General features: G+C 72.0%; 12 protein-coding genes. 4 read left to right on the forward strand and 8 right to left on the reverse strand.

The genetic code is table 11. The features are described 5' to 3' along the window. Positions 1 to 335 precede the first annotated feature (335 nt). Entirely contained in the window at positions 336 to 2,999 is a 2,664-nt protein-coding gene (locus tag ASC67_RS18985; RefSeq protein ID WP_056325769.1) for a LuxR C-terminal-related transcriptional regulator, read from the reverse strand. A 186-nt stretch (positions 3,000 to 3,185) separates the two neighbouring features. Here ASC67_RS18985 and ASC67_RS18990 point away from each other — a divergent pair, with 186 nt between their 5' ends. Further along, complete coding sequence (locus ASC67_RS18990; protein ID WP_056325773.1) at positions 3,186 to 3,866, forward strand: hemerythrin domain-containing protein; 681 nt, start codon at positions 3,186 to 3,188, stop codon at positions 3,864 to 3,866. Positions 3,867 to 3,915: 49 nt separating this feature from the next. On the opposite strand, the gene ASC67_RS18995 is transcribed toward ASC67_RS18990, so the two are convergent. The 4 genes from ASC67_RS18995 to ASC67_RS19010 all read right to left on the reverse strand — a co-directional run bounded on the left by ASC67_RS18995 (position 3,916) and on the right by ASC67_RS19010 (position 6,219). Next, on the reverse strand, positions 3,916 to 4,284 hold the full coding sequence (locus ASC67_RS18995) for a DUF1428 domain-containing protein (RefSeq protein WP_056325778.1): 369 nt from the start codon (positions 4,282 to 4,284) through the stop codon (positions 3,916 to 3,918). Positions 4,285 to 4,536: 252 nt separating this feature from the next. Next, a complete protein-coding gene (locus ASC67_RS19000) occupies positions 4,537 to 5,376 on the reverse strand; it encodes a hypothetical protein (protein WP_056325782.1) in 840 nt (279 codons plus the stop codon). Continuing rightward, on the reverse strand, positions 5,373 to 5,753 hold the full coding sequence (locus tag ASC67_RS19005) for a YciI family protein (protein ID WP_056325785.1): 381 nt from the start codon (positions 5,751 to 5,753) through the stop codon (positions 5,373 to 5,375). Before ASC67_RS19005 ends, ASC67_RS19000 begins: the two co-directional genes overlap by 4 nt. Before the next feature lie 136 nt (positions 5,754 to 5,889). Further along, a complete protein-coding gene (locus tag ASC67_RS19010; protein WP_082536133.1) occupies positions 5,890 to 6,219 on the reverse strand; it encodes a hypothetical protein in 330 nt (109 codons plus the stop codon). Between the two features lie 162 nt (positions 6,220 to 6,381). Here ASC67_RS19010 and ASC67_RS19015 point away from each other — a divergent pair, with 162 nt between their 5' ends. After that, on the forward strand, positions 6,382 to 7,245 hold the full coding sequence (locus ASC67_RS19015) for a dioxygenase (protein ID WP_056325793.1): 864 nt from the start codon (positions 6,382 to 6,384) through the stop codon (positions 7,243 to 7,245). Between the two features lie 100 nt (positions 7,246 to 7,345). Here ASC67_RS19015 and ASC67_RS19020 read toward each other — a convergent pair whose 3' ends face one another. Genes ASC67_RS19020 through ASC67_RS19030 form a run of 3 tightly spaced genes read right to left on the reverse strand, consistent with a single transcriptional unit; the run spans position 7,346 to position 9,602 of the window. Further along, the gene (locus ASC67_RS19020; RefSeq protein ID WP_056325796.1) at positions 7,346 to 8,662 is read right to left on the reverse strand and encodes a cytochrome c; all 1,317 of its coding nucleotides are present in this window, start codon (positions 8,660 to 8,662) and stop codon (positions 7,346 to 7,348) included. A 10-nt stretch (positions 8,663 to 8,672) separates the two neighbouring features. Further along, on the reverse strand, positions 8,673 to 9,410 hold the full coding sequence (locus ASC67_RS19025) for a cytochrome c (RefSeq protein ID WP_056325800.1): 738 nt from the start codon (positions 9,408 to 9,410) through the stop codon (positions 8,673 to 8,675). Next, positions 9,411 to 9,602: a DUF2970 domain-containing protein gene (locus ASC67_RS19030; RefSeq protein ID WP_082536123.1), complete on the reverse strand. Its 192-nt coding sequence runs from the start codon at positions 9,600 to 9,602 to the stop codon at positions 9,411 to 9,413. It lies immediately after the preceding gene. Between the two features lie 152 nt (positions 9,603 to 9,754). Between ASC67_RS19030 and ASC67_RS19035 the strand changes: the two genes are divergently transcribed. Both ASC67_RS19035 and ASC67_RS19040 read left to right on the forward strand, forming a co-directional pair. Beyond that, the gene (locus ASC67_RS19035; protein WP_056325804.1) at positions 9,755 to 11,182 is read left to right on the forward strand and encodes a PLP-dependent aminotransferase family protein; all 1,428 of its coding nucleotides are present in this window, start codon (positions 9,755 to 9,757) and stop codon (positions 11,180 to 11,182) included. A gap of 73 nt (positions 11,183 to 11,255) precedes the next feature. Beyond that, complete coding sequence (locus ASC67_RS19040; protein WP_056325809.1) at positions 11,256 to 11,618, forward strand: hypothetical protein; 363 nt, start codon at positions 11,256 to 11,258, stop codon at positions 11,616 to 11,618. Positions 11,619 to 11,698 lie beyond the last annotated feature (80 nt).

Here is an 11,698-nt window from a genome sequence, read left to right on the forward strand (position 1 = left end):
GGAGATCGCGACAGGCCACCGATGGTGGAGATCGCGACAGGCCACCGATGGTGGAGATCGCGGCAGGCCACCGATGGTGGTGGTCGCGGCAGGCGCTGCCCGCTGGGGGCGATGTCTGGGGCGACGAGAAGCACAGCGCCAGGGTCGGCGCGCGCCAGCGCGCTTCGTTGTCTGACTTGCCGCAGTTGTCTGAACGGAGCGACCGCAGGGCGCGCAGTGAGTTCTGCGGCACGACCCTGGCGCGAGCATCGCAGCGCAGTCGGCCTCCAAGGCCGACCGCCCCAGCCTGAGCCCCCAGCGGGCAGCGCCTGCCGCGACAACGCACGCACCGCGGCTCAGCGCCGGTGCCAGTAAGCCGCCGCCTGCGTGCGGCTGTCGAGCGCGAGCTTGGTCAGGATGTTGGCCACGTGGCGCTTGACAGTGTGCAGGCTGAGGTCCAGCGCGCGGGCGATGAGCTTGTTGCTCTGGCCCTCGGCCAGCAGCGCCAGCACCTCGCGCTCGCGGGCCGACAGCGGCTCGTCCGGCGGCACCGCGTCGGCAACGGAGGCGGCGGCAGCGGGCGCGCCCTCGACCTGCCAGGCCGCGAGGCGCCTGCGCAGCCGGGCCTGCGCCGCGGCCGGGCTGCGCAGGCGGGACGCCAGGGTCTGACACAGCGTCTTCAGCCGGCCGGGCGGCTCCAGCAGCAGGCCCAGGCCGTCTTCTTCAACGGCTTCGCGCAGCACCTCGTCCAGCGCCGCAGCCGCGGCGTCCAGCTCGCCCTGCCCGGCGCGGCAGACCGCCAGCGCGAAGCGCGCATCGCCCATGAAGGCCGGCAGCCGCCCGCCGCGTTGCAGCTCGACGGCGCGCTCCAGCAGCGCCCTTGCGGCCGCCAGCTCACCGCGCAGCAGCGCGTGCTGGCCCTGCACCAGCGCGGCACCGGTGTCCAGCACCGGCCATTCGCGCGCCGAGCGCGGCCGGGCCAGGTCGGGCAGCAGCGCGGCCAGGCCGTCGGCGTCCTCGGATCGCCAGTGGATGCGGGCCTGCACATGCGCATAGGTGCGCCGCCAGCCCTGGCTGAAGCCGGCGGTCATGCGGTCCGGCACCTGCGCGATGACGGACAGCGCCTCGCTGCCCTGGCCCTGCGCGGCCAGGTGCAGGCTGTGCAGGTGCAGCGCACCGATGCCCAGCATGATGTCGCCGGGCAACTGGCGCTGCCGCTGCAGCAGGTCCTGCAAGGCGTCGCGGGCCGGGCCGGGCTCGCCGTGCCAGAAGGCCAGCCAGGCGTCCAGCGCCGGCACCTGCACCTCGCCGCCCGGCTGCTCACTGCGGCACAGCCGGCGCAGCCGCTCCATCAAGGGCCGCGTGCCGGGCAGGCCGGTGAAGTGCCCGTAGCTCATGTCCACGATGTTCGGATAGCGCGCCTCCTGGGCCCGCGCCGCGTTGTCCGCCATCGCGCCCAGGCCGGCCAGCACGGCTGCGCCATCGCCCCGCGCGAGGCCGTTCCATGCCTGCAGCGAATCGAAGGCCACCTGCAGCGCCGGCGGCAGCTGCGCATCGGCCGCGTCGGCCAGCACGCCCTCGGCCCGCTCCAGCTCGCCCAGGGCGTTGTGACAGGCCCCCAGCATGCCCAGCGCCACGAGTCGGTCGCGCTGCCGATCCTGGCGTGCGAACGCGTCATGGCTGCGCTGAAATTCGTCGCGCGCGAGCACCCAGTCCCAGCGGGACCAGGCGCACAGGCCTCGCAGCAGGGCCGCGTCGGCCTGGAGTTCGCGCCAGTCGGGAGGCAGCTGCTCCAGCCAGCGCTCGAGACGGTGCGTGCCGCCCACGGCCAGCAGTCTGTCGGCCATCTGGCGCAGCGCGGCCAGAGCTTCGGACCAGCGGCCCGCGGCCAACCAGTGCGGCACGGCGCGCTCCGCGCGCGTCTCGGCAGCGGCAGCCAGGGCATGCAGCGCGGCGGCACGACCGGGCTCGCGCCGCTCCAGCTCGCTGCGCAGGAAATCGCGGAACAGGTCGTGGAAGCGCAGCACCGGCACGGTGTCGTCGAGCGCGCTCAGGAACAGCTGGCGCTCGAACAGGTCGTCGAGCACGGCCCGGGCATCGCCGCGGCCGGTGACGGCCTGGCACAACGTGGGGCTGAGCTCCGGCAGCACGCTGACGTACAGCACGAAGGGCTGCAGCGACGGCGGCAGCTCGGCCAGCACCTCCTGCGCGAAATAGTCGAACAGGTGGCGGTGGGCCGCCGGGCCGGTGAGTGCGGGCAGGCTGCCGGCCCCGGGGCGCGCGCTGCCCAGCAGGAGGTGCAGGCCGGCAACCCAGCCGTGGGTGCGCGCCAGCGCGGCCTGCAGCGCTTCTTCGGACGGGGCCTGCAGCCCACGCAGCCGGCACAGCGCCTGGGCTGCGACGAGATCGAACTGCAGGTCTTCGAAGCCCAGCTCCACCAGCTCGCCGCCGGCGCGCCAGCGCGCCAGCGACAGCGGCGGCGCGACGCGGCTGCCGATGAAGAGGCACAGCTCCGGCGGCGCACGGGCGATGAGCGTGTCGAGCAACTGCAGCGCCGCCGCATCGGTGACGTGGTGCAGGTCGTCCAGCACGAGGGCAATGCGCGCATTGGGCCGCCCGCCGAGGGCGTCGATCAGCAGGCCCAGCGCGGTGCGCGCGGCGGGGCTGGCGTCCTTCAGCTGGGCCAGTACCGTGGCGGGCGGCACGGCCCAGGGCAGCTCCAGCGCCGCGAGAGCGCCGATCAGCGCGGCGAACAGGCGGTTGGCGTCGTTGTCCTCGGCGTCGAGCGACACCCACACCACCTGGGCGCCGGGTGCGGCGGCCAGCGCGGCGGCCAATTGCACCAGCAGCGTGGTCTTGCCGAAGCCGGCCGGCGCCTGCACCAGCACCAGCCGGGCGTCTGCCGCCCGCTCCAGCGTGTGCGCCAGCAGCGCCGGGCGCGGCACGGCATCGCGCCGCGCCCGCGGGATGCGGTACTTGTTGCTGGCAGAGGGAGCGGTCAGGGCGGTGCGGGCGTCCATGGACAGCAGCGGCAGTGGCGGCGAAGGCAGCGGGAGGCAGCAGCCCGATTCTAGGAATGCGGGGCGCTGTTGCGGAACCAGGAGCCATGCCCGCACGGGGGCGCGCGATGGCTCCTCGGAGCGATGCCGGCGCGCCAGCGGATCGCAACACTGGCGTCTCCTTCACACCGCACGCCGGACCCCACCATGAGCACCACCTCGCTCCGCTTCGACATCTACGCGCCCATCCACAAGGCCCTGCGCCAGTTCATGACCGACACGCTGCTGCGCCTGGGCCGGATGGACCTGGACGACCCGCAGGACGTGGCCGCCGGCCTGGCCCAGCTCGACACGCTGCTGGAGGCCGCGAGCAGCCACCTGCAGCACGAGAACGACGTCATCCACCCGGCCATCGAGGCACGCCACAACGGCCTCAGCCACCGCGTCGCCACCGAACACCGGGAGCACCTGGACACCATCGCCACGCTGCGCGCGCACGCCGCCGCCCTGCGCGCCGCGCCCGAGGCCGCGGCGGCGCACCGGCTGTACCGTCAACTGGCCGCCTTCATCGCAGAGAACTTCGAGCACATGGACATGGAGGAGACCCGCCACAACCAGGCGCTGTGGGCGGCCTACAGCGATGCCGAGCTGCAGGCGATGGAGGGCCGCATCCTGGCCAGGATCGGCCCGCAGGAGATGAGCCTGTGGCTGCGCTGGCTGGTCCCGGCGCTCAACCCCACCGAACGCGCACAACTGATCGCCGGCATGCCCCCCGAGGCGCAGGCGCCGGTGCTGGACTCGGCCCGCGCGCTGCTGGACGACGTGGCGTGGGGGAAGCTCTGCAGGGCGCTGGGCCGCGCGGCGGTGCCGGGGCTGGTGGAGGCTTGAGCCTGAGTGGAGCCGAACAACCAGTGCAGGTCCAGCATGGCACCGCCGCTCAAGCCTTCACTTCGACCACCTGTTCGAAGCCACCGAAGATCATTCGCTTGCCGTCGAAGGGCATGGGCGGATTGCCGGGTGTGGATGGGTCCATGCGCGGGTCTTCCAGCATTTTCTTCATGGCGGCGTCGCGCGTGGCCTTGTCCGGCCATTCGACCCACGAAAACGCCACCGTCTCCTCGGCCGTAGCCTGGACCGCGCGGCGGAAATCGGTGACTTTGCCGTCGGGGACGTCGTCGCCCCAACTCTCGATCACACGGATCGCACCCAGCTCGATGAACAGCGCGTCGAAATGACGCGCGTGCTCAATGAACTTCTGCTTGTTGGCCGTGGGAACCGCGATCACGAAACCGTCGATATAGGACATGCCTGAACTCCTGGTGGGGGTGGACCGGTCGGCACACCCGCCTGAGCGCGCCTCGTGCCTTGACGACGAACGAAAGGAAGCTGATTCGACATGACTGCTCGGTGCGCGAGCGCTCGTCCTGTGGCGGCGATGGCTCGTTCGACTTCGAGCCTGACCGCAGCCAACTAACCAAGGGATAGGTGGATGGGCGCTTCGCAAGCCGCCAATAGCGCCTTCACCCAGTGCAAAGCGCGACAACATCCGAGGTTTCTCTCAGAGGTCGACATGGATCTCGGCAATCCTGAGGTCACGACCATTTACCGTTTCCCTTGCCAAGGCGCTCGGCGAGGGGACGGGCAGTCGCTTGATCAGGACCCGCTCACCGTGAGGAGTCGCCTCCATGAGCTGAAAGCGGCGCGGCGAATGTTGGCTGAACGGAATTGCAGCGGTGGAACGCAGGACCACGGTGTCTGTAGTGCCCGGCCATTGCGTGGGCGTGGCCGGCTCGAAATCGACCTGGCCATCCGCGTCTCGGATGACGAGCGAGCGACCGGAAGCGCCCCGCACCGAATACCTCCAGACGATCGCGCGGGCATCGAAGGCAATGAACCAGGCCAGCCCCGGCGGGTCGGCCGACGACCACCGGATGCGGACGAAGCCGACGAGTGCATTCGGGGCGTGCTGCGTGGTCGAGCGCAGTAGAGGTAGCGCCTCCCGTGCGGCCCGATCAGCCGCGGAGACGGTCGCGCTCATGTGCAGCCTGCGAGCGGTGTCGCCGTCGCTGTCGGCAGCAGGGGCCAGAGTGCTGTCGAACCACAGCGTGGAGTCCAAGTCCGCAACGTCGATGTCGGTGTACCCGAAGAATGCGGGGTCCGTCGCCGTGAGTTGAAACACCAGATCGGCAGCGGCGTCGCCGCCCGGGCCATCGGACCGGAAGGCAGACAGCCCTCTGTTGTCGACGCGGTACATCAGACCCAGCTCTGAAAACCGTGCTGGAGACGGCTCCACCAGTTGCCACGCGAGAGGCGCGGAGGCCCCGACGTCATCCAAGTAGGCGTGACGCACCTCCACGGAGAAGGCCCGTTGCCAGCGCTGCGGCGCATTACCGGTCACGTCGACCTCAACGCCAGGTAGAAATCCATGGGGATCAACTCTACGGCCCATCCGCCTTCTTCGCCCAGCATGGCGGCCGGGTGCATGGCGGCGATGCGCAGCGCCTCGTCATGGCTGTCCGCGTCGATGATGAACAGGCCACCGACCACTTCCTTCGATTCGGTGTAAGGCCCATCACTGATCTGCGTTTTGCCGCTGCGCGGGCGAAGCGTCCGCCACCCGTCCAGATCGCCGAGCGACGCGGAGACCAGCACCTTCCCCGTGGCGCGCATCTTCTCGTCCAATGCCGGGCATTGGCGAACCAGTTCCTTGACGTCGTCTGGCGCCATCGCGGCGAACTTTTCGGGAGTGAAGTAGGCAAGGCCGAGGTATTTCACGGGGCGTCCTCAGGGTGGGTGATGCACTCACGACGAAGTTGACGATCGGAAATCGACACCGTCCAGGAAGAATTTTCAGCGGGCCTCGTCACCGCGCGCCAAGGAACAAGAGCGGTCCATGACACCGCTCTCGCGGTTACCTGGCCGCTGGCGGCTTCATCGCCTCGCCGCCCATCCCCATCCCGCCCTGGCCGCCGTGCATGCGGCACATCATGCCCATGTTGTCGTGCATGAGTTTCCTGTGCTCCTGCATCAGCGCGGCGCGTTCCTCCGGTGTCTTCGCGGCCATCATCTTGTCGTGCATGTCCTGCATCGACTTCATCATCATCGCGTCCATCTGCCCCGGCGTCGGCGCCGCGGCTCCGGGCGCGTGATGCGCGGCGTGGTCCTCCTCCTTGGGACCCGTGGCGCAGCCCGCCAGAACGAGTGCGAGTGAACCGCCGAGTACCGCCAGTGCGAGCTTCATGGGAATCTCCAAGATGTGCATGGCCCAGCATGGAGCCCCGTCGCCGGAAGGGGCTTGACGTGGCTCAAGCCCTCCCCCGGCACACCCCCTGCTCACCGCCGCCGAACGCTGCATGCAAAGCCGCTGAACGCCGCGCCGCAGGCGCGGTGATGCAATCGGGGCATGGACACTGCCCACACGCCCCTGCCCGCCCTGTTCGTCTCGCACGGCTCGCCGATGCTGGCCCTCGAGCCCGGCACGACCGGGCCGTTCTTCCAGCGCCTGGGCCGGGCGATCGACACGCACTTCGGCCGGCCCAAGGCCATCGTCGTCGTCTCGCCGCACACCGCCGCCCGCATGCCGCTGGTGCTGGGCAGCGCCGCGCACCACGCGGTGCACGACTTCGGCGGCTTTCCGCCCGCGCTCTACGAACTGCAGTACAGCCCGCCCGGCGCCCCCGCGCTCGGCGCGCGCGTGACCGATCTGCTGGCCGCGCGGGGCATCGCCGTGCAGCCCAGCGACGAGGCCGGCCTCGACCACGGTATCTGGTCGGTGCTGCGCTTCGCCTGGCCCGAGGCCGACGTGCCGGTGCTGCCGGTGGCGCTGGCGCCGCAGCAGCCGCCCGCCACGCAATGGGCGTTGGGCGAGGCGCTGGCGCCGCTGCTGGCCGAGGGCGTGCTGGTGCTCGGCAGCGGCAGCCTCACGCACAACCTGCGGCTGGTGTTCGGCAACCGCCGTGTCGACGCGACGGGCGCCGAGGACGGCGAAGAGATGGCCGAGAGCCGCGCCTTCCGCGACTGGGTTGCCGGCCGCAGCGCGGCGCGCGACCGCGACGCGTTGCTGGCGTACCGCGCCCAGGCGCCGCACGCGGCGCTAATGCACCCGACCGACGAGCACTGGCTGCCGCTCTACATCGCCGCCGGCGCCGGCGGGCTGGCGGCGCCCGGGCTGCGGCTGCACGACGCGGTGACCTATGGCTGCCTGGCGATGGATGCCTATGCCTTCGGGGCGGGTGCGCAGCCGCTGGCGGAGGCGTTGGCGGAGTGACATAAGCCCCCTCACCCTGCCCTCTCCCCCGTGCCGGGGGAGAGGGGGGTTTTCTACTCCCTCTCCCGCTCGCGGGAGAGGGCCGGGGTGAGGGTGACGCTCACCGCAGTGCCCCCGGCCGCAGCCTCAGCACCTCCAGCGGCGTCACCGGCGCCGCGTCGTTGCCCCACGCGCCTCGCACGTAGCTGACCACGGCGGCCGTGTCGGCCTCGTCGAGCACGTGCGCGAACGGCGGCATGCCGAACGGTCGCGGGTTGCCGGCGGTGGCCGGCAGGTAGCCGCCGCCGTGCACGATGCGCACCAGGTTCGCGGCCGAGTCCATGGTCACGGCGCGGTTGCCGGCCAGCGGCGGGTAGAGGCCCGCAGCGCCCTCACCGGCCGCGCCGTGGCATTGCGCGCAGTGCTGTTCGTAGAGCTTTGCGCCGCGCGAGTTGGGTTGCTCTGCAGCGGCCCCATCGGCGTGCGCCGCCGCACGCGAACGGCGTGCGCCGTGCTGCGGCAGCGACTGCAGGTACACCGCCATCGCGCGCAGGTCGGCCTCATCCAGGTGCTGGGTGCTGCGGGCCACCACCTCGGCCATCGGCCCCATCGCCGAGCCGCGGGCCGAGCGGCCGGTCTTCAGCAGGTCCACCACGTCCTGCGCCGACCACCCGGCCACGCCGGCTTCGTCGGCCGACAGCAGTGAGGGCGCGTACCAGTTCTGCACCGGGATCAGCCCGCCGCCGAGCTGCAGCCCCAGTTCGCTGGCACCCAGCGCATTGCGCTGGGTGTGGCAGGCGCTGCAGTGGCCCAGGCCGCGCACCAGGTAGGCGCCGCGGTTCCAGTCGGCCGGTCGATCCGCCACCGCCTCGAAGCGGGCCGGCTCGAAGTACAGCGCGCGCCAGACCGCCAGCGCGGCCTGCGTGTCGTACGGAAAACGCAGCGCGTGCGCGGGCCGCGCCTGCGCCACCGGCGGCAGGCTGCGCAGGTAGGCGAACAGCGCGTCGCTGTCCTCGCGCGTGACGAGGGTGTAGTCGGTGTAGGGGAAGGCCGGGTAGAGCAGGCGGCCGTCCATCGAGCGGCCGTGGTGCATGGCGCGCCAGAAGTGCGCGGCGCTCCAGCGGCCCAGCCCGGTGGCGTCGTCGGGTGTGAGGTTGGAGGAGAACACGGTGCCGAACGGCGTCTCCAGCCCGCGGCCGCCGGCATAGGCGGCACCGCCGCGCGCGGTGTGGCAGGTGGCGCAGTTGCCGGCGCGCGCGATGTAGGCGCCACGCTCCACCTGCTGAGGCGTCGCCACGAACGGCGCCGCGTCGGCCGGGATCGGCGACTCGCCACGGACGTTGAGGGCCCACACCGCGGCCCACAGCGCGGCGACGATCAGCACGAGACCGAGCGCCGCCCACAGCGCCAGCCTTGGAAGTGGCCACGTGTTCTTCATGCCGCGGCCCTCATGGCGTCACGCCGCCACAGGGCAGCGGCAGCTTCGCGGGCAGCGCGGCGGCCGGCTTGCCGCCGGCCGGCACCGGCTGCGACGACAGCCAGCTCGACAGCGCCGCGATGTCCTCCGGCGCGAGCTGCCGGGCGATGTCGGCCATGCAGTCGGGCGCGAGCGCATGGCGCTGGCCCGAGCGCCACTGGCCGAGCTGGCTGTTCAGGTAGTCGCGCGGCAGGCCCAGCAGGCCGGGGATCGCCGGTTGCACGCCGAGCATCGCCTCGCCGTGGCATTGCGTGCAGGCCGGAAGCCGGCGCGCCGCATCGCCCTCGCGCACCAGCACGCGGCCACGCTCCAGCAGCGCGGCCGGCGCATCGCGCGCCTGCGGCGGCGGGTACGGCAGGTCGAGCGCGGCGAAGTACTCGGCCATCTCGCGCAGGTAGTCGTCGGACAGCGTCTCGAGCAGCGCGCTCATCAGCGGGTAGTGGCGCCGCCCGTCGCGGAACGCGAGCAGCTGGTGATGCAGGTAGCCGGCGGGCTTGCCGGCGATGCGCGGGAAGTAGCCGAGGTTGGTGGCCTGGCCTTCCTTGCCGTGGCAGGTGGTGCAGGCCACGACACGTTGGGACAGCGTGTCTTCGGCCGGCCGGTGCGGCGCCGGTGGCGTGCCCTGCGCCACCGCGGCCGACGCGAGCCCCAGGCCCGCCAGCAGCGCGGCGAGCGCATGGCGCCAGCGCCCGTTCGCGTTCACGGTCATTCAGCTCAGCGATCGCACCGCCAGCCCGGCCAGCGAGACCAGGCCCACGACGAACAGCGCCGCCAGGCCGATCGCCACCAGCAGCAGCGGCACCGGCCGGGCGCGCTGCAGGTCGATCGCGTGGTCGGCGCGCTTGCGCACACCGAAGAAGCTCCACAGCACGATCTGGACATAGCGCAGCGCGTTCAACATGGTCGGACTCCGGCAGACATGCCAGCACTGTGCGCTTCGGCCCGGCGGTTTTGAAGACTCAGATCGAGGTAAAAAAACCAGATCAGTTTGATGGCTGTTCTGAAATTCACCCCATCCTGATCAGTACAGTCGGACGTTGCCTCCGCCGCCCGATGAAACGCTACGAACGCTATGCCGACGAGATCGCCCGGCTGATCGCCGACCGCTCGCTGCAGCCCGGCGATCGCCTGCCCTCGGTGCGCCAGGCCAGCGCGCACCGCGGCATCAGCCCGTCCACGGTGTTCCAGGCCTACTACCTGCTGGAGTCGCGCGGGCTCGCCGAGGCGCGGCCCCGCTCCGGCTACTACGTGGCGGCGCGGGCGCTGCCGGCGCCGGCCGAGCCGCGGCTGTCGCGGCCGCGGCGGCGCTCCAGCGGTGTCGAGGTCAGCGAGCTGGTGTTCGAGGTGCTGGGCTCGGTGAAGGACCGCGACGTGGTGCCGCTGGGCTCGGCTTTCCCGAGCCCGCAACTGTTCCCGATGGCGCAACTCGCGCGCGGGCTGGCGGCCGGGCTGAAGCGCCTGGACCCCTGGCGCACGGTGGAAGACCTGACGCCCGGCAGCGCCCGGCTGCGCGAGCAGATCGCGCTGCGCTACCGGCTCGACGGCCTGGAGGTCGACGCCGACGAGATCGTCATCACCAACGGCGCGCTGGAGGCGCTGAACCTCAGCCTGCAGGCGCTCACGCGGCCGGGCGACACGGTGATCGTCGAGTCGCCGACCTTCTACGCCGCGCTGCAGGCACTGGAGCAGCAGTCGCTGAAGGCGCTGGAAGTGGCGACCCATCCGCGCACCGGCATCGACCTCGCCGCGCTGGCGCAGGCCCTCGACCGCCACACGGTCAAGGCCTGCTGGCTGATGCCCAACTTCCAGAACCCGCTGGGCAGCCTGATGCCCGACGCGAACAAGCAGGCGCTGGTGGAGCTGCTGGCCGCGCGCGGCGTGCCGCTGATCGAGGACGACGTCTACGGCGAGCTGCACCACGGCACGCGCCGCCCGCCGCCCGCCAAGGCCTGGGACCGCGCGGGCGGCGTGCTGCACTGCGCCTCGTTCTCCAAGAGCCTGGCGCCGGGCTACCGCGTCGGCTGGGTGGCGGCCGGCCGGCACGCGCAGGCGATCGAGCGGCGCAAGCTGATGACCACGCTGTCGGCGGCGGTGCCGTCGCAGCTGGCGCTGTCGGAGTACCTCGACCGCGGCGGCTACGACCGCCACCTGCGCCGGCTGCGCCAGGCGCTCGCGCGCCAGCAGGCGCTGGCGTTGCGCACCATCGCCCGCCACTTCCCTGCCGGCACGCGCGTGGCCCGGCCCGAGGGCGGCTATTTCCTGTGGATCGAGCTGCCGGCGAGCGTCGACGCGCTGGCCCTGCACCGGCTGGCACTGGCGCAACGCATCAGCCTTGCGCCGGGCCAGCTGTTCTCGACCGACCGGCGCTTCCGCCACCACGTGCGCCTGAACCACGGCCACCCGGACGACCCGCGCTTCGAGGCGGCCTTGCAGACGGTGGGCCGGCTGGCCGGCGAGCTGGCCGCCACGGGCGCCGCCTGAGGCGAGGGCGGCCGGAACCCTGGCCCACCCGGCGGCTCGAAGCACTTCCCCCCTACTCCTCGCCTCCGACACCATGCTGCTCGCCCTCTGGATCCTGACCGCCTTCGGCATCGCTCTGTGGTCGCTGTGCGCCTGGGGACTGCACACGCTGCTGACCCTCGATCCCGCCTGGCTCGACGACGTGAACACCGCGGCCGCGCACCTGCCCTGGGGCGACTGGCTCGCCACCTGGCTGCCGGGATGGCAGGAGCTGCTGCGCGTGGGTATCGACCTGACGCAGGCCGGGCTCGCCTGGGTCGGCAGCGCCGCGCCGTGGATCGTGTGGGCGGTATGGGGCCTGGGCTGCATCGCCATGCTGGCCGTCGCCGGCCTGCTGAGCCTGCTGCTGAAGCTGGCGCTGCGGAAGACGGTGGCGCCGCCGGCCCGCACCGCCTGAGCCGCCTTCGTCGGCTCGAACTGGCCGGGTTTCGGCGGCCTTATCGACCGAGTCGGGGCGCCGGATCGCCGGCACCATGG

It is taken from the genome of Methylibium sp. Root1272 (assembly GCF_001425905.1).
Classification (GTDB): domain Bacteria; phylum Pseudomonadota; class Gammaproteobacteria; order Burkholderiales; family Burkholderiaceae_C; genus Methylibium.

What these genes read in the sequence shown, in the direction of transcription:
- ASC67_RS18985 (WP_056325769.1), bottom strand. Translation starts at nt 2,999, where the DNA reads ATGGACGCCCGCACCGCCCTGACCGCTCCCTCTGCCAGCAACAAGTAC.
- ASC67_RS18990 (WP_056325773.1), top strand. Translation starts at nt 3,186, where the DNA reads ATGAGCACCACCTCGCTCCGCTTCGACATCTACGCGCCCATCCACAAG.
- ASC67_RS18995 (WP_056325778.1), bottom strand. Translation starts at nt 4,284, where the DNA reads ATGTCCTATATCGACGGTTTCGTGATCGCGGTTCCCACGGCCAACAAG.
- ASC67_RS19010 (WP_082536133.1), bottom strand. Translation starts at nt 6,219, where the DNA reads ATGAAGCTCGCACTGGCGGTACTCGGCGGTTCACTCGCACTCGTTCTG.
- ASC67_RS19015 (WP_056325793.1), top strand. Translation starts at nt 6,382, where the DNA reads ATGGACACTGCCCACACGCCCCTGCCCGCCCTGTTCGTCTCGCACGGC.
- ASC67_RS19020 (WP_056325796.1), bottom strand. Translation starts at nt 8,662, where the DNA reads ATGAAGAACACGTGGCCACTTCCAAGGCTGGCGCTGTGGGCGGCGCTC.
- ASC67_RS19025 (WP_056325800.1), bottom strand. Translation starts at nt 9,410, where the DNA reads ATGACCGTGAACGCGAACGGGCGCTGGCGCCATGCGCTCGCCGCGCTG.
- ASC67_RS19030 (WP_082536123.1), bottom strand. Translation starts at nt 9,602, where the DNA reads ATGTTGAACGCGCTGCGCTATGTCCAGATCGTGCTGTGGAGCTTCTTC.
- ASC67_RS19035 (WP_056325804.1), top strand. Translation starts at nt 9,755, where the DNA reads ATGAAACGCTACGAACGCTATGCCGACGAGATCGCCCGGCTGATCGCC.
- ASC67_RS19040 (WP_056325809.1), top strand. Translation starts at nt 11,256, where the DNA reads ATGCTGCTCGCCCTCTGGATCCTGACCGCCTTCGGCATCGCTCTGTGG.